The sequence below is a fragment of the Undibacterium sp. Ren11W genome (assembly GCF_049340485.1).
Classification (GTDB): Bacteria; Pseudomonadota; Gammaproteobacteria; order Burkholderiales; family Burkholderiaceae_D; genus Undibacterium.
The window spans coordinates 382,983-406,522 of sequence record NZ_JBMPPB010000001.1 but is presented as its reverse complement, the minus strand read 5'-3'; the positions used below and the strand labels follow the sequence as shown (position 1 = coordinate 406,522).

The 23,540-nt window shown below is 48.7% G+C and carries 22 protein-coding genes; 4 read left to right on the top strand and 18 right to left on the bottom strand.

Going from position 1 to position 23,540, the window contains the following annotated elements:
* Positions 1-85 precede the first annotated feature (85 nt).
* Positions 86-1,009 (top strand): LysR family transcriptional regulator, encoded by a 924-nt coding sequence (locus tag ACO0K8_RS01880; protein ID WP_422944920.1) that lies wholly within the window; start codon positions 86-88, stop codon positions 1,007-1,009.
* A 10-nt stretch (positions 1,010-1,019) separates the two neighbouring features.
* Here the strand turns inward: ACO0K8_RS01880 and rraA are convergent, their stop codons facing one another.
* Together rraA and ACO0K8_RS01870 are read right to left on the bottom strand one after the other, a co-directional pair.
* A complete protein-coding gene (rraA, locus tag ACO0K8_RS01875) occupies positions 1,020-1,514 on the bottom strand; it encodes a ribonuclease E activity regulator RraA (RefSeq protein ID WP_422944919.1) in 495 nt (164 codons plus the stop codon).
* 198 nt (positions 1,515-1,712) lie between these two features.
* Entirely contained in the window at positions 1,713-2,975 is a 1,263-nt protein-coding gene (locus tag ACO0K8_RS01870; RefSeq protein WP_422944918.1) for an MFS transporter, read from the bottom strand.
* 153 nt (positions 2,976-3,128) lie between these two features.
* On the opposite strand from ACO0K8_RS01870, the gene ACO0K8_RS01865 reads away from it, so the two are divergent.
* Entirely contained in the window at positions 3,129-3,917 is a 789-nt protein-coding gene (locus tag ACO0K8_RS01865) for an AraC family transcriptional regulator (RefSeq protein WP_422944917.1), read from the top strand.
* Here ACO0K8_RS01865 and ACO0K8_RS01860 read toward each other — a convergent pair.
* The 9 genes from ACO0K8_RS01860 to ACO0K8_RS01820 form a co-directional block, all read right to left on the bottom strand.
* Complete coding sequence (locus ACO0K8_RS01860) at positions 3,914-5,659, bottom strand: diguanylate cyclase domain-containing protein (protein WP_422944916.1); 1,746 nt, start codon at positions 5,657-5,659, stop codon at positions 3,914-3,916. The two genes, ACO0K8_RS01865 and ACO0K8_RS01860, sit on opposite strands and share 4 nt — an antisense overlap.
* Before the next feature lie 249 nt (positions 5,660-5,908).
* Positions 5,909-6,433 carry a methyl-accepting chemotaxis protein gene (locus ACO0K8_RS01855; protein ID WP_422944915.1) on the bottom strand — a complete coding sequence of 175 codons (525 nt, stop codon included), beginning with the start codon at positions 6,431-6,433 and terminating at the stop codon, positions 5,909-5,911.
* A complete protein-coding gene (locus ACO0K8_RS01850; protein WP_422944914.1) occupies positions 6,357-7,457 on the bottom strand; it encodes a Tar ligand binding domain-containing protein in 1,101 nt (366 codons plus the stop codon). The genes ACO0K8_RS01855 and ACO0K8_RS01850 overlap by 77 nt, the downstream gene beginning before the upstream one ends.
* A 231-nt stretch (positions 7,458-7,688) precedes the next feature.
* Positions 7,689-10,298, bottom strand: coding sequence for an ATP-dependent chaperone ClpB (clpB, locus tag ACO0K8_RS01845; RefSeq protein ID WP_422944913.1), 2,610 nt, complete (start codon positions 10,296-10,298; stop codon positions 7,689-7,691).
* Between the two features lie 281 nt (positions 10,299-10,579).
* The gene (gene pip / locus ACO0K8_RS01840; protein ID WP_422944912.1) at positions 10,580-11,542 is read right to left on the bottom strand and encodes a prolyl aminopeptidase; all 963 of its coding nucleotides are present in this window, start codon (positions 11,540-11,542) and stop codon (positions 10,580-10,582) included.
* A 186-nt stretch (positions 11,543-11,728) separates the two neighbouring features.
* On the bottom strand, positions 11,729-12,214 hold the full coding sequence (gene moaE, locus ACO0K8_RS01835; protein ID WP_422944911.1) for a molybdopterin synthase catalytic subunit MoaE: 486 nt from the start codon (positions 12,212-12,214) through the stop codon (positions 11,729-11,731).
* A 42-nt stretch (positions 12,215-12,256) separates the two neighbouring features.
* Complete coding sequence (gene moaD / locus ACO0K8_RS01830; RefSeq protein WP_422944910.1) at positions 12,257-12,514, bottom strand: molybdopterin converting factor subunit 1; 258 nt, start codon at positions 12,512-12,514, stop codon at positions 12,257-12,259.
* 18 nt (positions 12,515-12,532) lie between these two features.
* Positions 12,533-13,777, bottom strand: a complete 1,245-nt coding sequence (glp, locus tag ACO0K8_RS01825; RefSeq protein ID WP_422944909.1) for a gephyrin-like molybdotransferase Glp — start codon at positions 13,775-13,777, stop codon at positions 12,533-12,535.
* 337 nt (positions 13,778-14,114) lie between these two features.
* Positions 14,115-14,990 carry an outer envelope protein gene (locus tag ACO0K8_RS01820; protein WP_422944908.1) on the bottom strand — a complete coding sequence of 292 codons (876 nt, stop codon included), beginning with the start codon at positions 14,988-14,990 and terminating at the stop codon, positions 14,115-14,117.
* 330 nt (positions 14,991-15,320) lie between these two features.
* On the opposite strand from ACO0K8_RS01820, the gene ACO0K8_RS01815 reads away from it, so the two are divergent.
* Positions 15,321-15,923 (top strand): glycine zipper 2TM domain-containing protein, encoded by a 603-nt coding sequence (locus ACO0K8_RS01815; protein ID WP_422944907.1) that lies wholly within the window; start codon positions 15,321-15,323, stop codon positions 15,921-15,923.
* Between the two features lie 118 nt (positions 15,924-16,041).
* Here the strand turns inward: ACO0K8_RS01815 and ACO0K8_RS01810 are convergent, their stop codons facing one another.
* The 5 genes from ACO0K8_RS01810 to phaC form a co-directional block, all read right to left on the bottom strand.
* Positions 16,042-16,500, bottom strand: a complete 459-nt coding sequence (locus tag ACO0K8_RS01810; RefSeq protein WP_422944906.1) for a hypothetical protein — start codon at positions 16,498-16,500, stop codon at positions 16,042-16,044.
* Positions 16,500-17,891 (bottom strand): 30S ribosomal protein S12 methylthiotransferase RimO, encoded by a 1,392-nt coding sequence (gene rimO, locus ACO0K8_RS01805; protein ID WP_422944905.1) that lies wholly within the window; start codon positions 17,889-17,891, stop codon positions 16,500-16,502. Before rimO ends, ACO0K8_RS01810 begins: the two co-directional genes overlap by 1 nt.
* Before the next feature lie 106 nt (positions 17,892-17,997).
* The gene (phaR, locus tag ACO0K8_RS01800; RefSeq protein WP_126125986.1) at positions 17,998-18,549 is read right to left on the bottom strand and encodes a polyhydroxyalkanoate synthesis repressor PhaR; all 552 of its coding nucleotides are present in this window, start codon (positions 18,547-18,549) and stop codon (positions 17,998-18,000) included.
* Between the two features lie 279 nt (positions 18,550-18,828).
* The gene (locus tag ACO0K8_RS01795; protein WP_422944904.1) at positions 18,829-19,569 is read right to left on the bottom strand and encodes a 3-ketoacyl-ACP reductase; all 741 of its coding nucleotides are present in this window, start codon (positions 19,567-19,569) and stop codon (positions 18,829-18,831) included.
* 87 nt (positions 19,570-19,656) lie between these two features.
* Complete coding sequence (gene phaC, locus ACO0K8_RS01790) at positions 19,657-21,375, bottom strand: class I poly(R)-hydroxyalkanoic acid synthase (protein WP_422944903.1); 1,719 nt, start codon at positions 21,373-21,375, stop codon at positions 19,657-19,659.
* A 73-nt stretch (positions 21,376-21,448) separates the two neighbouring features.
* Here phaC and ACO0K8_RS01785 point away from each other — a divergent pair, with 73 nt between their 5' ends.
* Positions 21,449-21,694 carry a hypothetical protein gene (locus ACO0K8_RS01785; protein ID WP_422945838.1) on the top strand — a complete coding sequence of 82 codons (246 nt, stop codon included), beginning with the start codon at positions 21,449-21,451 and terminating at the stop codon, positions 21,692-21,694.
* Positions 21,695-21,696: 2 nt separating this feature from the next.
* On the opposite strand, the gene pgeF is transcribed toward ACO0K8_RS01785, so the two are convergent.
* Positions 21,697-22,497, bottom strand: coding sequence for a peptidoglycan editing factor PgeF (gene pgeF, locus ACO0K8_RS01780; protein WP_422944902.1), 801 nt, complete (start codon positions 22,495-22,497; stop codon positions 21,697-21,699).
* On the bottom strand, positions 22,494-23,522 hold the full coding sequence (locus ACO0K8_RS01775; RefSeq protein ID WP_422944901.1) for an RluA family pseudouridine synthase: 1,029 nt from the start codon (positions 23,520-23,522) through the stop codon (positions 22,494-22,496). Before ACO0K8_RS01775 ends, pgeF begins: the two co-directional genes overlap by 4 nt.
* Positions 23,523-23,540: the final 18 nt, after the last annotated feature.

Here is a 23,540-nt window from a genome sequence, read left to right as displayed (position 1 = left end):
TTGTCATCATGATAGAATTCTGACTATGCTTCAAACGACATATTTTAAGAATTAACTTGAATTTCATTCATAGTAAAATTTTCCCATGCAATCTATCCTCGAGCTACGTCATCTAAAAACTCTGCATGCCCTGCGCGAAGCCGGTAATCTCTTGCGCGCGGCGGTCTTGCTCAATCTCACGCAATCGGCCTTGTCGCACCAGATCAAACTGCTGGAAGAGCATCATGGAGTGGCGCTGTTTGAGCGCAAGACCACGCCTATCCGTTTTAGCGCGGCGGGCGAGCGACTCTTGCAATTAGCCGATAGCGTCTTGCCGCTGGTCGCCAATACCGAGCGCGATCTGGCGCGGCTGGCGCAAGGCGTGGCTGGACAATTGCGCATCGCGGTGGAGTGCCATACCTGTTTCGATTGGCTGATGCCAGCCATGGACGTATTCCGCCAACGCTGGCCCGAGGTCGAGTTGGATATCGTCTCCGGCTTTCAGGCCGACCCGGTTGGTCTGTTGTATGAGCACAAGGCCGATATTGCGATCGTCTCGGAGATGGATGAGACTGAGGCGGTCCGTTACCATCCGCTGTTTCGCTTTGAGATCGTGGCGCTACTGGCCAAAGACCATGCGCTGGCGCACAAAACCTATTTATTGGCCGAGGATTTTGCCAGCGACACCCTGATCACCTATCCGGTACCCGACGAGATGTTAGACGTAGTGCGGCAAGTGTTGAAACCGGCCGGCATCACACCCGCGGCCCGCCGCACTACCGAACTGACGGTGGCGATGTTGCAATTGGTCGCCAGCAAACGCGGTATCGCCACGCTGCCGCTATGGGCCGCCCAAAATTATCTAAATCGTGATTATGTACTGGCTAAGCGCATCGGCAGCGCGGGCTTGACCGGCCGACTGTATGCTGCCTGTCTGCCAGAACTGGCGGACAAGGCCTATTTGAATGATTTTGTGACGACTATCCGTGAGAGCAGTTATCTGAACCTACAAAGCATAGAGCTGCTGTAAATTCAGGTAGTTAAGCCAAGGCGGTTTTGGCGACTAAAACGCCATCGATATCGGCATAAATCCAGTCGCCCGGATGGATGCCAATACCGGCAATCGTAATTTTCACATCGCGCTCGCCGCCGCCTTTTTTGACGCTGCGTACTGGCATAGCACCCAGCGCACGAACCCCAATATGGCAGAGATTAATTTCATCGACGTCACGGATGCAACCGTGCACCACGATCCCGGCCCAGCCATTCTCTTCTGCCAGCACGGCTAAATTGCCACCGACTAAGGCGCAGCGCAAACTGCCGCCGCCATCGATCACCAGCACCTGACCCTGGCCGGGCATTTCCAGCGTACTGCGTACCATGCCGTTATCCTCGAACAGTTTGAGAGTGACCGCTGGGCCGGCAAATTTTTGTTTGGCACCGAAGCGCATGAAAATTGGTGGCAACGCAGCCAAACTACCGGCCACTAACTGATCTTCATGGGCGTCGCACAGATCGCAGGTAGAGAAAGGCATGGCAGCTCCTAAAAAGTGAATATGCATATACTCCCTTTGAATATTTTTCAAAATGCCTATTTGCGCATATATCTATTGCGCAAATAAAAAATACTAGGGGCAGTATCTAAGTCTACAGTAAGAAGCTTAGACCAGCCACAGCAGCGCTAGTGGCTAGATTCTACTCTAAGCCAATCCTAGACCAACCCTAAGCCAACCCTAGGCCGCGCTCACCAAGTTGCGCGCGCGGGTGGCGCTGCCGACGTTCACTGCGGTCAGTATCGCCAGCACCTGAAACACACCGACACAGACAAATACCCAAGACGGATGATGCGCATCCATCACCGCGCCAAACAGTAGCGGAGCACAAGCCAGACCGCTATCGAGGCCAGAATACACCACGCCATATACACGCCCGGTCGCATTGCTAGGGGCCGCTGCGCGTATCATCAAATCACGTGATGGCCCGGCGATCCCTGAGCAAAAACCGATCACCACCATCAAGACCAGCGCCAGCCAAGCACCGCCCGAACCCGACGCCAACAGCAAAGCCATACAGCCCGCAAAAGTAAAAGCGTAAGCAATAATTTTATCGTGATGCGTGGTTTTTGCCGCTAAAAACCCACCCAGCAACATGCCCGCTGCCGAAGCCAGCATATACCCGGTGTAGGCGCTGGTGGCCCAGGCCAGTGACATGCCATACAGATCATGCAAGCTGGCCGCCGAAAAACTCTGGATGCCGCCCAAGGCCATCGCGGTCATGAAAAAGAAGGCAAAGCACATCCAGACCGCCGGTAAGCGTAGAAAATCCAGACTGCCCTCAGCGCTGTTTTGTGTCACGGCTGATGGAGCAACTGCGGTCGGCGACCCGGTATCGAGGGCAGCGCGATACACAAACAACAGGATCAACACCGCAATCGGCAAGAAAGCTGCTGCAAACAGCGCGGTACGCCAGTCGTAAAACCCGGCAATGCTGACCAAAAATACCGGTGCCGCCGCCCACCCCAGATTGCCGCTAATGCCGTGGATAGAAAAGGCATATCCCAAGCGCGCAGTCGAGACCTTTTTATTCAGTATGGTGTAATCAGATGGGTGAAACACGCTATTGCCCAACCCAGCCAGCATGGCGCCTGCCAGCAGCATGGGGTAACTGTGCGCACTGGCAAGCAACAAGGCCGATAGTGCCAAACAACTCACGCCAAACAGCAAGACCTTAAACGCGCCCAGTTTATCGACCACAAAGCCGGCGCTCGCCTGACCTATACCTGAGACGATAAAAAACACGCTCATCAACAAGCCCAGCTCAGAATACGAGAGTGCAAACGCCTCTTTAAGCCAGGGAAAAAGCGGTGCCAGTATCATGTGAAAAAAATGCGATATGCTATGCGCCACGCCCACCAGCGTGATCACCAGAGCGTCGTGGCGTAAATGCGGCGCGCTTGGCGTTGATGCGGTTGGCATTGCCGGTTGTGCTGTACTCATAGGTCTTCTTTCAATTAGGTCGAGTGTTAAGGCGATTGCAGTAAACTGAAGCGACTTCAGTGCGCAAGGCTGCCAATGAAACTAAGTATAAAGAAAAAGACAAAGTCAGTTTTAAGATAAAATGACATAAATTATCGCAAAACGGCCAAACCCATGTGCACTCAAGTCATTACCCATACCGGCCCCATTAGCAGCCAATTATTCCCCACTGAGCAGCGTCCGGTGCGTATCGTGGCGCGTGATCTGCAAGCCGACGAGCAATTACTCGCGCATCAGCACCCATGGGCACAGGTCACCTATGCCCTCGACGGCGTGTTGCAGGTATTTGCCAACCAGCAGACCTGGTTCGTCCCTCCGATGCGCGCAATCTGGATACCAGCCGGTATCGAACACGAAGTTCGCATTCTCGAAAAATCCCAATTGAGGGTAATTTACGTGGCAAAACAGTGCGCCCCGATTAATCGAAATGACTGTGTGGTGCTAGAAGTGAGCGCCTTAATGCGTGAACTCGTCAGAGCCTTAAGCACCATAGAAACAGCGGGCCCGCGTGAAGATCATCTGGCCGCATGCTTACTTGATGAATTATCGAGCGCCGTCAGTCTGCCTATGAGCGTCACCATGCCGCGCGAAAAACGCCTGAAAACCTTATGCCAGGCCTTACTCGCAGAGCCCGCTTCTGCCCTCACCTTACGGGGTTACGCGCAACAAGTAGGCGCCTCTGAGCGCACTTTGGCGCGCTTGTTTGAGCAAGAGTTAGGCATGAGTTTTGGTAGTTGGCGTCAACAAATGCGGCTGGCGCGCGCCGCACCCCTGATCGCCAGCGGCCACAGTTTGTCGGTGGTCGCGGCAGAGCTCGGTTACGCCAGTCAATCGGCATTTTCGGCGATGTTCAAGAAGACTTTCGGCAAATCACCGTCAGCATTTTTTAAGCCCCACACTTAGTGCGCATCGCGCTCCGCTTTGCGACGTCTTTTTCCTTCGAACATGCGCATGTCTGCCACGCGCAACAGTTCATCTACCGCCTGCCCATCAGCAGGATACACCGCAATACCGATAGAAATCCCGACCGCACCTCGTTTGTCATTACCGAGATCAATTGGCATCTCTAAAGTTTTATGCAGCTTGCTACTAATCTGTTCGAGTATCGAGGCGTCCGCAACGCCATGTAGATACACCGCAAATTCGTCCCCACCAAAACGCCCTGCCGCATCTTCTTTGCGTATCGAGCTCAGCAAGCGTTTACCGATTTCGATCAACACCTTATCGCCTGCCTCGTGGCCATAGGTATCATTAATTTCTTTAAACGAATCGAGGTCGATGAATAACAACGTAAATGGCAGCCCGACACCATCAGTGGCGCGGCGCGACCTAAACGTGAGTTGCGAAATAAACGCTTCGCGATTGAGTAATTTGGTCAAAGTATCGAAATGCAAATTCTGCTCCATATTCTGAAAACTTTGCGCCAGCACACCGATCTCATCATTGCGATGGATGTCGACCCGCTTAAATGGTAGTCCACTGCCTATGCTTTGCGCTGCCTCGCTCAATTTACGCAGATCACGCATGCTCCTGGCCAGCAGCAGATAAGCAATCAACAATACCCCGAAGATAGACACCAGCCCCAGCATCAGGCTGTTTTTACTAATACTCTCAACTTCCGAACTCAGCGCCGAGCGTGGCACCGCCAGCACCGAAATCCAATGAAGGCCGTCGCCTCCCTTCAACAGCGTTGCGGCTATATGCACGTCATCGTTTTCGTTTTCTATTTTTTGCAAAAGTGGCTGAGCTAAACGGAGTTGCGACAGCATGGTTTGGCGTACATGCAAGGCCGACAGATGCATCAGAGCACTAGAGCCTTCGCTTGCCAGTTGACGTTTAATTGTGCTGTCGGCATTGCGCACGTAAGCAATCTCATTTAAGGAGCTGGCAATCAACTCCTCTGAGGCTTCCATCACGTAAGCAATCCCACCTTTAGGAATTGGTAGCGACTCCAAAAATGAAGTAAGTTGCTTCAAAGACAGATCAGTAGCAACCACACCAACTACTTGTTGATGATTATTTTGATCTACCGTCACTTTTTTACTCAGCGTCAGCAACGGCTCCTTCTTGGTAAAGTCGATATACACAGGCGACCAGGAGGGGCGCGTTTGCGCCATTGCATTTTTGTACCAGGGTCGCTGTTGCGGATCGAATTGATCGCTACGCAATAAGGCCAGTCTTTGCTGCGGGCCCGACATACTGTAGACGTCACTCGTTTTAGACCCAGGCTGGCGATACCGGACCTCTACCCGCGCATCCAATAACAATCGTTTTACGCTAACAAAACCGCCATCCTCGGCAGCAAAATACGCCAAATTATTAATATCGGGAAAAAGTCCTGTCGCGATCCAGAGACGCTCTTCTACCTGGCCCAACTCTTTCGGGAAATTAAGCGGCAGGGAAAACTGTTTGTCCGCACTAGCGACCGGATCAGGCGCTATCGCACTCAAGATCACCTCGGCGCTAGACAGATGGCGCTCTACTTCGCCCTGAATGCGGGCACTTAAAGAAGTGAGTATTTTTTGTGCCGCCGCATCACTTAAGTTCTCAGTAGAACGGTGTACAACCCAGGCGGTCATTACGGCTAGAACCAACATCAGCACGATGAACGGGAGTATGAAAATTCGTTGCAATGATTTGCTCATGGAGAGCTCGCCCTATCGCAGAAAAACGAGAGAATTCTGATACTTACTCTGCTCGCAATTAATAACAAGCAGAGAGCAGCTACAGCTAGATTAAGCAACAAGTGTTGTCTAGCAATGTAACAGAGTTTAGCGCTTTTCTCACAATACAAAATGCTTCCTGTTGATGTAAGGATACATCGTGCAGAAAGTTGTCCTGGCAAAGAAGGTCAAGTCGGGGTCGGGGTCGAGCCTGGGTCCCCGTTCAGGTATCTACAATTTGAAGGTGCTCACCAACTGTATCAGTGACTCAGTCTGTTCATGCAGGGCATGTGCACTGGCCGCAGCTTGCTCTACCAGACTGGCATTTTCCTGAGTTATTTGCTCCATCTGCACGATGGAATGATTTGCCTGCTCTATCCCTGCGTGTTGCTCGCGGCTGGAGATACTGATCTCGCCCATGATGTCGGTGACGCGCTTAACACTGGTGACGATTTCCTGCATGGTGGTACCTGCATGCGCCACCATGACGCTACCTGCACCGACCTGCTCTAGCGAGTCGGCAATCAAGGTCTTGATTTCTTTGGCGGCAGCAGCCGAGCGTTGCGCCAGATTGCGCACCTCAGTTGCGACCACCGCAAAACCGCGCCCCTGCTCACCGGCACGTGCCGCTTCTACTGCGGCATTCAAGGCCAAAATATTTGTCTGAAACGCGATCCCATCAATGACACCAGTGATATCGGCAATCTTCACTGCCGAGGCATTGATGGAGTCCATGGTCTTGACAACCTGATTCACGGCCAGCCCACCTTTGAGCGCGGTATCCGACGCTGATTGCGCCAATAAATATTGCCTGCTGTGCGTTGTCCGCATTTTGCTTAACAATACTGGTAAGTTCTTCCATTGCGGTAGCGGTTTCTTCCAGCGCCGTGCTCTGCTGCTCAGCACGCGCTGAAAGATCGAGATTACCGCTGGCGATTTCACTGGAGGCATGCGAGATGACTTCACTCACATGCCGGATATCGCCCACGGTTTGCACTAGATTGCCTTGCATTGCATGCATATCAAATAATAAGCTGCCCTTGTCTTTAGCGCTCAGGTCGACATCCAGGCTTAAATTTCCACTGGCGATCTCACGCACTATCTGGGCTGCGTAATCGGGTTCGCCACCGAGCTGACGATACACATAATTAATCACGGCGACACCGAGAGCAACGGCAATCAAAGTCCCTAAACCGATCGCCAGAAAGATCGTATTGCGAAGACTGCTGTAGCGTGCATTTGATTGCTCATACTCAAGCTTGGCCTGCTCCACTTGCATATGACGTAAGGCCTCAATCGCCTTTCTCACCGACAGGCTCATGCCCTGCAATTTATCTTGTAACTGGCTGGCCGTTACCAAATCTCCCGCCAGCATGGCTGCCACTGCAGGAGAAAAAGTCTCCTTGTTCATCTTCTCTCTAGCGCTTTCAAGATTTTTTGCCAGCACATCCTCCTCTTCCGATAAATGGCCGGCCCTATACAGCGCCCATGCAGTATTAATTTCGCTGGTATTTTTTTCGATTAATGCCGCCTTGAGCTTGATCGTCGCTTCCATCGAGTCTTGCAAAGCATCGGCCAAAGCCAGCTGATTTTGCACCAGCAAGCGATCGATTCTGGAAATCTGTTCCAAAGTAAGGGTGCGATTTTGATACACGCTCTTGAGTCCCTCGTTCGACTTATTCATCCCGTACAGACCCAACAGACCTATGACGATGGAGAGCAAACAGAGTACGGCGATAACAGATGCCAGACGTTTTTTGAGCGTGAGTGAGGTTTTCATATTCGCTTTAATTTCAGACAAAAGAATTTTCTCTATTGTTGCCGGAAAGCATAATTGAAGAATATGTCCTACTTATGACAAAACTCGTTGAGTGACCAGATAGAGACAAGCTGGAGACAAATATATCTCCCCCATCTTAGCTCTAAGCAAATCTATTCTTAAAATCACCCCTAAAAAATAGGCCCATGTCTTCACATGAGCCTAAATTCGAATTGACGCTGCCGGTAATGGCTATGGATTTAAGGATTCTGCCGGAACCTGCCCTTGAGTAAACACAAAATTCCCTTGCTCCACCCCTACCGCAATCACATCTTTGGGGCCGAACTTACCTTGCAAGATCATTTTCGACAACCCGTTTTCTATCTCTTGCTGTATCGCGCGTTTCAACGGTCTGGCACCATACACAGGATCAAATCCGGCTTCGGCGATTTTTTCCAATGCCGCATCACTGACCTGCAGGCCCATCTCCATACTCGCCAGACGCTTAGCCAAAACCTGTAACTGAATTTTAGCGATCGACGCAATATTCTTGGCATCAAGTGCATGGAATACCACGATTTCATCGATACGATTAATGAACTCAGGACGGAAATGCGCTTTCACCTCGCCCATCACCGCCATCTTAATCACTTCGGGATCGCTGCCTTCCATCGCCTGTATCTGATGCGAACCCAGATTCGAGGTCATCACAATCACGGTGTTTTTAAAGTCCACCGTGCGCCCCTGGCCGTCAGTCATGCGACCATCATCGAGCACTTGCAATAAAACGTTGAACACATCGTGATGCGCTTTCTCTACCTCATCGAGCAAGATCACGCTATACGGTTTGCGACGTACCGCCTCGGTCAGATAACCGCCTTCTTCATAGCCCACATAGCCCGGCGGCGCACCGATCAACCTGGCAACTGAATGCTTCTCCATGAATTCACTCATGTCTATGCGTATCAGCGACTCTTCGGTATCAAACATAAAGTTTGCCAGCGCCTTACACAGCTCAGTCTTACCGACCCCGGTTGGGCCCAAAAACAGGAAGGAGCCATACGGACGACCAGGATCACCCAAGCCAGCGCGCGAACGGCGGATCGCATCTGAGACCGCTTCTATGGCTTCGTGCTGGCCGACCACCCGTTTATGCAAGGCGTCTTCCATCTGCAAGAGTTTTTCGCGCTCGCCCTGCATCATGCGTGAGACCGGGATGCCGGTAGCACGCGAGACGATTTCAGCAATCTCTTCGGCACCAACCTGGGTACGCAGAAGCTTGAGTTTACCAGCACCGGCCTCTTGATTGGTATCGGCCTGTTTGAGTTGTGCTTCCAGCTCAGGCATGCGGCCGTACTGCAACTCCGACATCGCCTGCCAGTCGCCTCTACGCTTAGCCTCATCCATCTGCAGGCGAATTTTCTCTATCTCTTCTTTGATATGGGTGCTGCCTTGTACCGTGGCTTTTTCGGCCTTCCAGATTTCTTCCAGATCGGCGTACTCGCGTGACAATTTTCCAATCTCGACTTCGATCAAGAGCAGGCGTTTTTTCGAGCCCTCATCTTTTTCGCGCTTGACCGCTTCTTTTTCAATTTTTAACTGGATCAGACGTCTATCCAGTTTATCCATGACTTCGGGTTTAGAATCGATCTCTATCTTAATCTTGGCAGCGGCTTCATCGATCAAATCGATCGCCTTATCCGGTAAAAAGCGGTCGGTGATATAGCGATGCGATAGCTCGGCTGCAGCAACGATCGCCGGGTCGGTAATATCAACACCGTGATGCACCTCGTACTTCTCTTGCAGACCGCGCAGGATAGCGATAGTCGCTTCTACACTAGGTTCATCAACGATAATTTTTTGGAAGCGGCGTTCCAGTGCCGCGTCTTTTTCTATGTATTTGCGATATTCGTCTAACGTAGTGGCGCCCACGCAATGTAACTCGCCGCGCGCCAAAGCAGGTTTCAGCATATTCCCGGCGTCCATTGCGCCTTCGGCCTTACCGGCACCGACCATCGTGTGCAACTCGTCGATGAAGACGATGGTCTGACCTTCATCCATGGCGATTTCTTTCAAAACCGCTTTCAGGCGTTCTTCAAACTCGCCTCTAAATTTAGCCCCTGCCAATAAAGCCGCCATATCCAGCGACAACACACGTTTGGACTTGAGACTATCGGGCACTTCGCCATTCACGATACGCTGCGCCAAGCCTTCGACGATGGCAGTTTTGCCGACACCAGGCTCACCGATTAACACCGGATTATTTTTACTCCTACGCTGTAAAATTTGAATTGCTCTACGAATCTCATCGTCGCGACCTATCACAGGATCTAGCTTACCCAGACGGGCGCGCTCGGTCAGATCCAGCGTATATTTTTTCAGGGATTCGCGCTGACCTTCGGCCTCTTGCGAATCAACTTTAGCGCCGCCGCGCACCGAACTAATCGCAGCCTCAAGTGCTTTGCGGGTCAGTCCATTTTCGCGCACCAGTTTGCCTGCCTCAGACTTATCATCGGCCAGCGCCAGCAAGATCATTTCGCTGGCGAGAAACTCATCGCCGCGTTTCAGAGATTCTTTTTCAGCCAGATTGAGTAAGCCTGTCAGTTCACGCCCTATCTGCACTTGACCATCAGTGCCCGAGACCTTCGCCAAACGGTCGACAGCACTCTTCAGACCATTCGAGAGACTCGCCACGTTCACGCCTGCTCTTTGCAATAACGAGCGCGCGCTGCCGTCGTCCTGATTCAATAAAGCCAGCAACAGATGTACCGGCTCTATGTATTGATTATCATTGCCCACTGCCTGACTTTGTGCGTCCGCCAGTGCTTCTTGCAACTTCGTCGTCAATTTATCTAAACGCATGACCGCTCCCTATGGAAAATCCTAGAATAATTTCTTTAGGACTTACGCAAAACCGCCTCAGCATCGTCGTTGTATCCGCCCTATCGTCTGTTAAGTACTAAAGTACTGTCTTCGGCGGTACGCCTAGCTGGAACAATTTTTCGTAAGTCCTATACTTGTCAACTAGATTAGGATAGTGGCGCACTTTTCAAGAACAAAATAGACAAAATTCGTTGAAACTTTGCGTTGCCGCAAATGCGCGTGTCTCTGGCTTGGGACTTACGCAAAATTATTCCAATAACTTATAAAAACTTGCCGTGCTGCTTGAATTGCTCGGTAGCACGCACTAGTTCTGCAGCGATACCAGGCTCCATCGCGGCATGCCCGGCGTCGCCAATGACGTGGTATTTAGCAGTGGGCCAAGCCTGATGCAGGCGATACGCAGAGACTGGCGGACAAATTACGTCATAACGTCCCTGGACTATCACTGCAGGAAGATGACTAATCTTGGCAATGTTTTTGATCAACTGATCTTCTTCCATAAAAGCAGCGTTGAGCATGTAATGCGCTTCTAGTCGGCCTATACCCAGACTCACTTCGTCAGACTCAAAATCGGCAATCGCCTGTGGCTGTGGATCGAGGAATAGGCAGGAACCCTCGTAACGACTCCAGTTGCGCGCCGCTTCCATGTAGATAGCGGGATCATCGCAGAACAGGCGTTTGACGTAGGCTTGCAACAAGTCATGGCGTTCGTCCACAGGAATCGCCTCGGCAAAACGCTGATGCACTTCGGGATAGAAGTTCTTCATGCCATTAACGAACCAATCTACTTCGCTCTTAGTGCACAAAAAAATGCCGCGCAAAACAAATCCAAGGCAGACCTCGGGATGTGCCTCGCCGTAGGCTAGCGCCAGAGTTGAGCCCCAGGAACCGCCAAACACCAGCCATTGGCTAATACCCAGCATGGCACGGATTTTTTCTATGTCATCAATTAGCAAGGCCGTCGTGTTCTGCTGGTACTCGCCCAAAGGAGTCGATTTTCCGGCACCGCGCTGATCGAACAAAACAATACGGTAATGCGCAGGATCGAAAAAGCGTCTGTGAGTTGGAGAAGTACCACCACCCGGACCGCCGTGCAAAAACAGCACGGGCTGCCCCTCAGGATTGCCGCTCTCCTCCCAATACAGGGTGTGCAGATCGTCGACCGCCAGCATGCCGTGGCGGCTAGGTTCTATAGGAGCGAACATCAAAGTGTTTTCAGACATGGTGAACTCGGTAATTGAAGATACTAGGGGTAAGTATTTTTAACATACGCACGTACTTATTGCGTAAGTAGGGGTATTTTAAGGCATACCCCCTTATTTTTATAAAATATAGCAAGCGTTGCAGTAGGATCAAACTGCTGCATCAACCTGCTGCATCAAACAACAAAACCGCAAATGCAAATTTGATTAAGGCGCACTCTTAACGACCGCATTGCTAGACACAAGGCCCCATTTAGTCAGTGCAAGATCATCGGTTTCACGCGCATCGACCCAGCGTTGCCCCTCTGGAGTCTGTTCTTTTTTCCAGAATGCGGCCTGCGTCTTCAGATAATCCATGATGAACTCGCAGGCAGAAAAAGCCTCGCCGCGATGTGCCGTGGCCACCGCCACCAGCACGATTTGGTCTAGGGGTTGGAGCAAGCCTACTCTATGAATTACCAGGCATTCCATTAAAGCCCAACGGCGCTGTGCCTCTGCAACAATCTCCTGCAGTGCTTTTTCTGTCATGCCGGGATAATGTTCTAGCTCCATGCTCTGCACATCGAGACCTTCATTGAGATCTCGCACCACCCCGACGAAGCTGACAATCGCGCCAACCTTGGGGCTATGCGCACGCAACTTCGCCACTTCCGTACTCAGATCAAAGTCTTCCGTTTGTACAAAAATCGCCATCACTTACCTTTACTTACTTTCACTAATCGAGACAAACCAGGTTTAACCACCAGTCACCGGAGGAAAAAATGCCACTTCTGCACCGTCAACGATACTGGTCGCAGCTTCCGTCATTTGTTGATTGTAAGCCATGCGCAAAGCTCTCCCTTCAGCTAGCACCTCGGCCCAGACACCACCGCGCGCCACCAGCCAAAGCCTGACATCGCCTACAGTTTTCACCTGCTCTGGCAGCACCACCGTTTCTTCTGAAGTCCCAAGTTTTTCCCGCACACTGGCAAAAAATCGTAATTGAATTTTCATTTTTAAGACTTCTTCACATTAATTCATCAAATGGCTAAAAGGAACAAACTTCACCATATCACCCGACGCGATCACCTGACCAGGCGGCAGATCGATCAAACCATCTCCCCAGACTGTCGATGTCAGCACCGCTGAACTTTGATTCGCAAACAGATCGAGGCCACCATCCGCATTGATACGGGCACGTAAAAATTCATTGCGTTTATCCGGCTTAGTCCAGGCAAAATCAGCGCGCATAGCGTAGGCTTGCGGGGTCGCCAAAGAGCTGGCCGAGATGCCCTGCATAGCGAGGATAAAGGGTCGTACAAACAATAGAAAAGTCACGAAGCTTGAGACCGGGTTGCCGGGCAATCCCAGAAAAAATGCGTGCTCATCGCCGGTTTTATTGGCTCGGTTAATTTCACCGAAGGCCAGGGGCTTGCCCGGTTTCACGGCGATCTGCCACATATTCAGGCGCCCTTCGGCCTCTACTGCGGGTTTAATATAATCTTCTTCGCCGACCGAAACGCCACCCGAAGTGATGATCAGATCATGCTCTTGCGCGGCCTGGCGCAAGGTGCTACGTGTGGCGTCAAGACTATCAGGCACGATACCGTAATCGCTCACCAGACAGCCGAGATTTTCCAATAAGCCAGTCAGAAGAAACCGGTTCGAGTTATAGATCGCACCTGGTTTTAAAGCTTCGCCCGGCATCGCTAATTCATCACCGGTAAAAAATACCGCCACTCGTAAGCGCCGAAAGACTGGCAAAGTGGCCAAACCTACCGATGCCGCCAATCCCATTTCCTGTGCCCGTATGCGGGTTCCTGACGGCAAAATAGTCGCACCACTAGCGATATCCTCACCTTGCCGGCGTATCCACTCGCCTGGCTGTGGTGCGTGCGACAGCGTGACCATATCACCGTCCTGCACACACTGCTCTTGCATCACGACCGCATCAGCGCCCAACGGTATCATGGCACCGGTAAATATTCTGGCGGCCGTTCCCGCTTCCAAGGCCTGCCCGACATGGCCGGCCGGAATTCTTTGCGAGACCAGCAAGCGCGCTTGCCCGCCAACACAGTCGGCCGCGCGCACCGCATAACCATCCATCTGAGTATTGTCCATAGGCGGCACATGCAGTAATGAGCTTTGCGTATGCGCTAATACGCGCCCATTTGCCTCGAGGGTTGAGACAGTTTCAATGTCTGTCACTGGCCGTACCGCAGCGAGTAAAAAATCAAGCGCCTCAGCGACGCTTAACATGGTTTTTTTTAAAGTCATAAATTGATTTTAGGTTGACACAGTGAGCAATAATTCGTAGCGGCTATATTGTATCTCGTGCGAGCCTTCAGCATGCCCTATCCAAACTACAAATGTATCTAACCGCCTCACCAACAGACGTCTATCAGATCAGATGATCTGATTATTAAAAGTTCTAGAAAGTTATGGCCAAAGTTGAGTCTAGTGACGGCACAAACAATAGAGATAGAAGTTAACTCGCGTCAAATAAAAAAGGCTAGATCACAGACGCGATCTAGCCTTTTTGTCCTCTGCACAAACATCAATCAGATCGAACCAGACTCAGCTTGACGTCGCTAAGTGTGTGCTGATATGCAGCTTAAAAATGATATTCAACACGTATCATAGGGGTACTGGCTTTATTTCCTTGCCCTCCCGTAGTCAAGGAAGTGTTCCCAAATTTATTATTCCAGTATTGGTATTCCAGACCAACCCTGAGTCCATTTTTCCCTTTACCAAACGCGGCCCCCAAATCTAGCATTAACTGCATATCGATATTTGTCTCCACTCCAGTCTCATTACCAACCTCATCCACACCTTTGGCAGCGATTAGATTCGCGTAGCCTTCAAAAGACAACATGGTATTTAAAGGGATGCCCCAATCGGCAGTCAGCATGGGGTGAATTTTATAATGGTAACGCCCGCTAACATTTGAGATAGGTGGGTAGGGCCCGCTAGGCGCATTACTCTCACTCAACAACAATAAACTGGTATTGAGATGTCCGGGAACATCCCACATTAAAGTCGGCCCCAGCACCAGCATCTGTTTTCTGGAGTTGTAAGCAATGTCGTTCTTGGTATTCCAATCGAAGCCCAACGTCACCCCCGCACCACGGACCACGCCAAAACGCACGTCCGATCCTTTCAGCTTGCCTAAATCGAAGGTATGCCTATACACGACGTAAGCCTCTTGGGCACCAGCTGTTTGCCCGAAAGATGCAGGATCATTGCTATCCGATTGTAAAAAATCGACATTAAAAAAATTACTACCGTATTTGTAGCCGCTAACATGCGTCAGCGCAAAAATGTATTTCTTGATATCAGAAGGATTAAACGGTTCTCTAAAATCATTGCCAGTACGAAAGCTTAGTGCGGTATCACTCCAATCAGCAGCAGTGGCGGACGATAGCGCAGTACCTGCCATGAACATGGCGATGAGAGATTGAACAATGCTACATCTAGTCTTGAAACACATGTTGACTCCTAAATCGATCTTGCACGACGATACGAAGGACGAACAACGCTCACTATTTGATGAGGTATTTTTTCACAGCACATTGAAGCGCAATTAAAACGGTAGTGAGAAGAAATAAACTCAAAATACGCATAAAAACTCGAAGCTTCCTTCGAGTATATTCGAGCGAACTTACGATTTCAAGCGCCCGTATTTTACGCACACATAGTGAGATTATTTAAGATTTTTAGACTATCATGTGTGAGCAATCATCTGGCCCGCATACTAGTTCAAGTGAACAGATACGGCTAAAGTACACGCCCCCCTTCCCTTCGACTGAAAGCTCATAGCATGAAACAGCATTTTTTCTTTTTAAGTGCCCTGTTAGCCCTATGCTCCACTGCCTATGCGCAGGGAAACTCGCCACAGCAATACGCTACAGATAATGTCAAACAAATTTCTGCAAGATACGTAGACGATAAGAAGTTGTGTTCAGAAGAGACCAATTCCAGTACCAGAATGCAATGCTTACGCGACGCCAAAGAAGAATACGACAAGTCTATGGCAAGCGCAAAAACAAACCAAGCTAGCAATAAATCGAATGATAAAAACCATCATACATGTGCAGATTGCGGAAAAGTTATCGCTGTCGACGTACAAGATAAACAAGGCGAAGGCGGCGCATTAGGGCTTATCGCTGGCGGTGTAGTCGGCGGTTTATTGGGCAATCAGGTAGGCGGCGGGACGGGGCGTAGTCTAGCCACCATCGCTGGCGCAGCAGGTGGTGCCTACGCTGGGCACAAGGTCGAAGAAAACGTCAAATCCAGTAAAATTTGGATAATCAGTGTGCAATATGATAACGGCAATAAAAATACTTACGAGTTCGACCATGACCCTAGCTACCGCCCTGGCGAGTTAATTAGACGTAATGGTAATGGGATAGAAAAACGTTAAACAACGCATCTCTTATTGATTTACGGCTGCGGACATTTACATTATTAAAACCCCATGTTTAAGGGCCGCAAACACTAGGTGTTTGCGGCCCTTAAACATGGGGTTTCGACTGGATAAATTATTTAATCGAGACTGATTTTTTGGCTTTGGTGTAATTTTTTATTGGCATTAATTCAAGCACGAAACTCTCGCTTCGCTTGCCATCGTCTGACTGCCATATTCCGCGCAAACTAGTGCCAATTAATTCGCCATCCCATTGCCCTGAAACATCGACACCGTCCTCCGACTCTTCCATCGTAAGCTTGTTACCTGTAATCTCGCCCGCCAATAAAATTTTATGACCAGGATTACGCTTAGCGCCTTGTACTAAATAACTACCCTCTACACTATCAGCATCTTCTAGCTTTGGTTGCAATTTCATCCGGACCACGTCTTTACCCAATTTACCGTGCAGCTCAATTTGCTTGGAAAAGACAGGATTAGACATAGGTGACAAGGCAGTTTCCGCAAAGCCATTAACAGCAACGATACAAGTGAGGCTAATTAACGCAAGTCGTATACCCCATGTTGCGCTCATCAAACAGCCTCACCCCAAAGGTCATGAGCGTCAGCGGCAGTGATAGTCACATCAACAAACTCGCCTACCTGCAGTTTTCTATGCGGTTCGAATGGTGGCTTCACGTAAACCACGCCATCGATTTCCGGAGCATCAGCCGAACTACGACCTACACCACCACTACGATCCAAGCTATCAATCAATACACGCATGGTTTTACCGATTTTGGCTTGCAAACGTTTTTTAGAGATGCCTTCTTGTAACTCCATCACGCGACGACGTCTATCTTCACGCACTTCGTCTGGCAATTGGTTTGCCAACTCATTCGCGCTAGCCCCCTCTACTGGTGAGTAGGCAAAACAACCAAGGCGATCAATCTCTGCCTCACGCAGAAAATCCAGTAGGTATTCAAACTCTTCCTCGGTCTCACCGGGGAAACCGGCGATGAAGGTTGAGCGTATCGTAATATCTGGACACATGGCACGCCATGCCTTGATGCGCTCGATATTTTTTTCACCGCTTGCAGGACGTTTCATACGCTTCAGCACATCCGGATGAGCATGCTGCAAAGGTACATCCAGATATGGCAGGACATGTCCATTATTCATGAACGGGATAATCTGGTCTACGTGCGGGTAAGGATAAACATAATGCAAGCGCACCCAAGCTCCATATCGCTTCGCCAATTCACCTAGCGCTTCTACCAATTGCGTCATATGCGTTTTAACTGGCTTGCCATCCCAAAATCCCATACGGAACTTAATATCGACTCCGTAAGCGCTAGTATCTTGAGAAATTACCAACAACTCTTTAACACCTGCTTTAAATAAATTCTCCGCCTCCACCAAGACATCACCAATCGGGCGCGACACCAGATCGCCGCGCATGGATGGAATAATACAGAAACTACAACGGTGATTACAGCCCTCAGATATTTTCAAATAAGCAAAATGTTTAGGCGTTAATTTGACACCTTGCGGCGGAACCAAATCCAAAAACGGCTCATGTGGTTTTGGCAGGTGTAAATGTACGGCACTCATCACCTCGGTCAAGGCATGCGGACCAGTAACAGCCAAAACCTTGGGGTGTATGCTTTGTATTAGATCATTCCCATCAGCATCTTTTTTCTTACCCAGACATCCGGTGACAATCACTTTGCCGTTTTCATTGAGTGCTTCAGCGATCGCATCGAGTGATTCTTGCACTGCGGCATCAATAAATCCACAGGTGTTAACAATAACCAAATCAGCCCCATCGTAGGACTTTGCCGTATCGTAACCTTCAGCACGTAACTGGGTCAGAATTTGTTCGGAATCGACTAAGGCTTTAGGACAACCTAAGGATACGAAGCCCACTTTGGGATTCGGTTTGGCGATTATGGCGGGAGATACTGCGGATATTTCTAGGGACATAATAAAAAGGAAGAGGTACAAAGCAATCCGCTATTGTACCTCTTCCTGGTTCCTGCGTTAAAAGTCAGTCCTACTTAATCGTCCGCAATGTATACCAAATTGAATTTTACTTGTTTTTTTCGTCAACATTAAATGGAAACGCAAACATATTTTTGGATTGATTTTGCATTTGTTCTTGCATTTGTACAAATAAATTTTTGCTTTGATCGATGTAATTACCCATCATCCCCTGCATCATCGGACCCTGCACATTCATAAACTGCGTCCACATCTCTGGGCTAAAGGTCTTTCCTTCGTTCAGCCCACCGGTGTTTTCTGTCAGCTTATTTTGAATATCAATAAAGGTTTGTATATTTTTTTCTAAGTATGAACCCATCATACCTTGCATCGCATGTCCGTAATAGCGAATGATTTGCGCCAGTGCAACACTAGAAAACATCGGTGCGCCACCCGCTTCGGCTTCCAAAATAATTTGAAGCAAAATCATACGCGTCAAATCTTCGCCTGTTTTTGCATCGACGACTGCGAAATCATCGTTATCCAAAACGAATTGTTTTACATCAACCAAGGTGATATAGCTACTAGTCTGCGTGTCATACAAGCGGCGATTCGGGTATTTTTTGATCAAATGCTGTGTCGTTCTTTTTGCGCTATTCATGGAAATCTCATTTGATGAATCTGTAAGCCCCAACCATGACAAAATACTTGAAAACATGGTTAAGCGGCGAAGTCGATGCAAACAAGCGACATATCAACAAAAGCGTCGATTGCGTTGTTTGTCCCCAAATACTACTTATTTTTATTCTATTATTATAAAAAAATACCCATCGAAAAAATAAACTTTCGATGGGTAGTATTCTACCGCACTGCGACATGTGCACTGCAATATTGTTGCAAAAGATTACTAATCTGAGTTAAGAAAGCAAAAAAGCTTTCATTAGCCCATATGCAAACCGCCATTAATAGAAAAATCAGAACCTGTCGCATAACCGCCTTCGTCAGAAGCAATCCATGCCACGATAGAAGCAATTTCATTTGGCTCAGCAAGTCGCTTGACAGGAATACCAGCAACGATTTTTTCCAAGACGTCAGGCCGGATCGCTTTTACCATATCAGTACCTACATAGCCCGGCGAAACAGTGTTAACAGTAACCCCCTTGGTCGCCACCTCTTGCGCCAGAGACATTGAAAACCCATGTATTCCCGCTTTTGCCGTGGAATAATTGGTCTGACCGAACTGACCTTTTTGACCATTAACAGAAGAAATATTAATGATACGACCCCAGCCTCGTTCTACCATCCCTTCGATAACTTGCTTTGTCACATTGAATAAGGAATTCAAATTGGTATCCATTACAGCATCCCAATCGTCTTTACTCATTTTACGGAACTGACCATCGCGCGTAATGCCCGCATTATTAATCAACACATCAATTTCGCCGATTTCAGCTCTCACCTTTTCAAAAGCGGCTCTGGTAGACTCCCAATCTGAGACATTACCTTCTGACGCAAAAACTTCATAGCCTTCTGCACGCATATCAGCCAGCCATTTATCCTTACGCGGTGAATTTGGCCCGCAACCGGCAACAACTGTATAGCCATCTTTACACAGCCGCTTGCAAATTGGCGTTCCGATTCCACCCATACCACCGGTTACATATGCAATTCGTTTCGACATTCGTACTCTCCAAGTTTTGTATTTGATTTATCCACATTTACTTACTGACGTCCCGACTTACTTTGCACTGCTCCGCATTATGCGGTATTACTCAGCTCTAACAGCGACATACCGCCCTGGTGCCGCCTCAATTTGTTTGTAGTTAACATTACCAGCTTTAGAAGGTGCTTTAATCAATTTCCCAGCATGTTCTGCCAAAAAACTAGCCCATTCTGGCCACCAACTACCAGGATATTCGGTCGCACCATTCATCCATTTTTGCGGATCAGAACCAATATCCGGATTCAACCAATAACTTCTTTTTTTCTTAACAGGTGGATTAACCACTCCTGCAATATGGCCAGAGGCACCAAGAATAAACCGATTGCGTTTTTTTCGTTTAGGGTTAAGTAAAGCACAGGACGCAAATGCCGCTTGCCAGGGAACAATATGATCCTCTCTAGAACCATAAATAAAAACTGGCGCATCAACTTTACCAAGGTCCAGCATTTCACCCGCAACGGTGAGTTTATTTGGAATTTTCAGGCTATTTTCCAGATAAGCATTACGTAAATACCAGCAAAACATAGGGCCAGGTAAATTCGTGCTATCTGCATTCCAATACAGTAAATCAAAAGGAGGCGGTGCCTCACCCTTCAAATAATTCTTCTGGACGTAATTCCAAACAAGATCATTTGCACGCAAACTAGAAAAAGTACTTGCAAGGTCACGCCCCGGAAGTAGGCCGCCAGCACCTATGCTACTCTCGCGCTTGGCAACTTGCTCTTCATCAATAAAGACATCCAATATTCCTGTATCGGAAAAGTCCAGCAAAGTTGTTAGTAAGGTGAGACTACTGGCTGGATTTTCGCCACGAGTACCGAGGATTGCCAGTGCGGTAGAAATAATCGTGCCGCCAACGCAAAAACCGAAGGTATTGATTTTTTCTTGTTTCGTAATTTCTTGCACCACATGGATGGCCTTGATTGCGCCGTCTTCGATGTAATCACTCCATGTCACATCAGACATTGTATCGTCAGGATTCGCCCAAGAGACTAAAAATACAGTATGCCCTTGCTCAATAGCGTAGCGTACCACTGAGTTTTCAGGCTGCAAATCAAGGATGTAAAATTTGTTAATGCAAGGCGGCACCATCAGCAGTGGACGCTGATGCACGCTAGCTGTCAGTGGAGAATACTGAATCAGTTGAAATAACTTATTTTCAAAAACCACAGTGCCGGCTGTCGTAGCAACGTTTTGGCCTATATGAAAAGCACTCTCATCGGTTTGTGAAATGCGTCCTTTTTGCATATCTGACAACATTTGAGAGATGCCTTTGACCAGACTCTCGCCTTTACTTTCAATTAATTTTGCCTGCGCTTCAGGATTGCTCACCAAAAAATTTGCAGGCGACATTGCGTCTATCATTTGCTGAACCGCAAAACGAACTTTCTGCCTTATTTTTTCAGGTGCATCGACCGCATCGGCCATAGACATCAAAAAGCGCGCATTCAGCAAATAGGAAGAAACCGTATACGAATGCGTAGACTGGCTATGCCAATCTGGCGACGAGAATCGTTTATCGTCAAATACGGGAGGGCTGGAACTAAGGAAGTTTTTCCACAATCCACCAAATTCTTGCAAATAATCACTCTGCAATTTACTCAAGATGGCAGGATCCAATTCTGCGCCAAGGTCCTTTAGCATAGTTCGCATAGGCATTTCAAGAAATGCCTTAGCTGGCATCATCCACTCTTGCCAATTATTCTGATTTGAAAGCTGTGACGTCCATTCGGAGTACATAGCTTGAGGATCATAAGTCTTCATGCGGGCCTCCTATTTTTCGCGTATCGTTGCGAATTGGTTTTGCTTAACAATTTAAGTTCTAGGATTTATGTTTATTTATATTATCGCAATTGCCTGGATTTACGTTGTACTTTTAATGTCGGCGACCGAACCGTCTATCGTCGCTGGAATTATGACGTTTATATTTTATTGTGTGTTGCCGTTGTCATTATTTTTATATCTACTACGCAGCGCATTTAAAAAAAATCCCTCCAAGTCTATGCAAACTCATCAAAATTTAGCCACCCAGGAGACTGAAGAAACGAAACAAGCAGAAACCAATGCGAATACGTCTAATTAAGCTTAGTCCATCCAAATTACACTTGCCATTCGTCCTGTTACACCATCTCGTCGGTAAGAATAAAAATTCTCTGGCGCGCTTACGGTGCAGTGTTCCCCGCCATGAACACTATTCACGCCTACCGACGACAATACGCTTTTTGCTAACCCATAAATATCAGCCAAATATTTGCCGCTAGCCCGCCCGCCCACCAGTTGATTAACAAAATAGTTCCCGGTGTGCTCAAGTATTTTAGAAAATGCATCGTACACATCTTGTCCAACCTCAAACTGAGCAGGGCCGATTGCGGGTCCCAACCAGGCAACAATTTCCTCAGCACCCGCTTCACGCATTTCTTTTACCGTGTTTTGCAATATTCCGGACGCTAACCCCCGCCAACCAGCGTGCGCCGCCGCAACAACAGTTCCCCGCGTATCACTAAACAATACGGGCAGACAATCTGCGGTCAAAATGGCACAAGCAATGGCTCCTTGATTGGTAAAACAGGCATCGGCCTCACATCCATTCACAGCCAAAGCAGCGTCACATACAACAGTACCATGCTTTTGTGACAAGAATATTATATTTGAGGGCAAATATTGATTGAGCGCATCTTGATTGCGCCGCACCACATCCAAATCATCGCCTACATGCGCACCCAAATTAAAACCGCCACGCGCATAGCCATCGTCATATGGAAATGCACTAGCGCCAGCTTTTCGCATTGTAGTAAATGCGTGCACGTTTTGGGGGAAGCAACTCCAATCAGGAGAAATCACAGAAAAATCTGCTTGCGCGATATCCCTGACTGGCGTATTTCTCATGGCAGAGTAATGCCCGCTTGCTGCAACAACGCCACGAAGTCAACGGCAAGAGGAACTTCCCATTCAATGTGTTCACCAGTTTCAGGATGGATTAAACCTAAACGCCGCGCTTGCAAAGCTTGACGAGGAAAAAATCGCGCCAAATGCTGCTTACCGTAAAGCGTATCGCCAACCAAGGGGAATTTCAGCGATTGCATGTGAACACGTATTTGATGGGTGCGTCCGGTCTCTAACTGGCAGGCGATCAAGCTCACAGGATAACGCTCCAGCAGACCCGCAGCTAAACGTTGATAGTGGGTGATCGCAGGCTTCGCAATAAGGCTTTCAGACACCGCCATCTTTAAGCGATCACGATTATGGCGCGCCATCGCCGCATCTACGGTTCCCGACTGATTTGGTGTTCCCCATACTAACGCAGCATATTCACGTTTTACAGTGCGGGCGTGCAATTGGCGTACTAACTCCGTTTGCGCCACGAGGGTTTTAGCAACCACCATAAGACCTGAGGTATCTTTGTCCAAGCGATGCACTATTCCAGCGCGAGGTACGTTTGCCAATTGTGGCCGATAAAAGAGCAAGCCATTCAGCAAAGTCCCCGACCAGTTGCCGGCTCCCGGATGTACCACGAGGCCTGCTGGTTTATTGATCACTAAGATGGAATCGTCTTCATACACAATATCCAAAGGAAGTTCCTCTGCAATATAGGCCCGCTCATCCGGTGCGGACTGGGGATGTATCACGATAAATTCATCACCTAACAACGTTAACTTAATTCGCGCAGGCTGGCCGTCGACGGTAACAAATCCTGCCTCTATCCATTGTTGTATGCGACTTCTTGAGTATTGCGGAACTAGTTTAGATAACACCTTGTCCAAGCGTTCGCCGCATACGTCAGAACGCATTTTTAACTCGATTGCCTCAGCTTGAGGAAATACATCATCGACTTCATCTGGTCCAGTATTAGTGTTATCAAACTCAGAGTTTGACAAAATGATTGCTTCAGTTGGTATCACATTATTTGCCATCGGCTATAATCCGTAAAT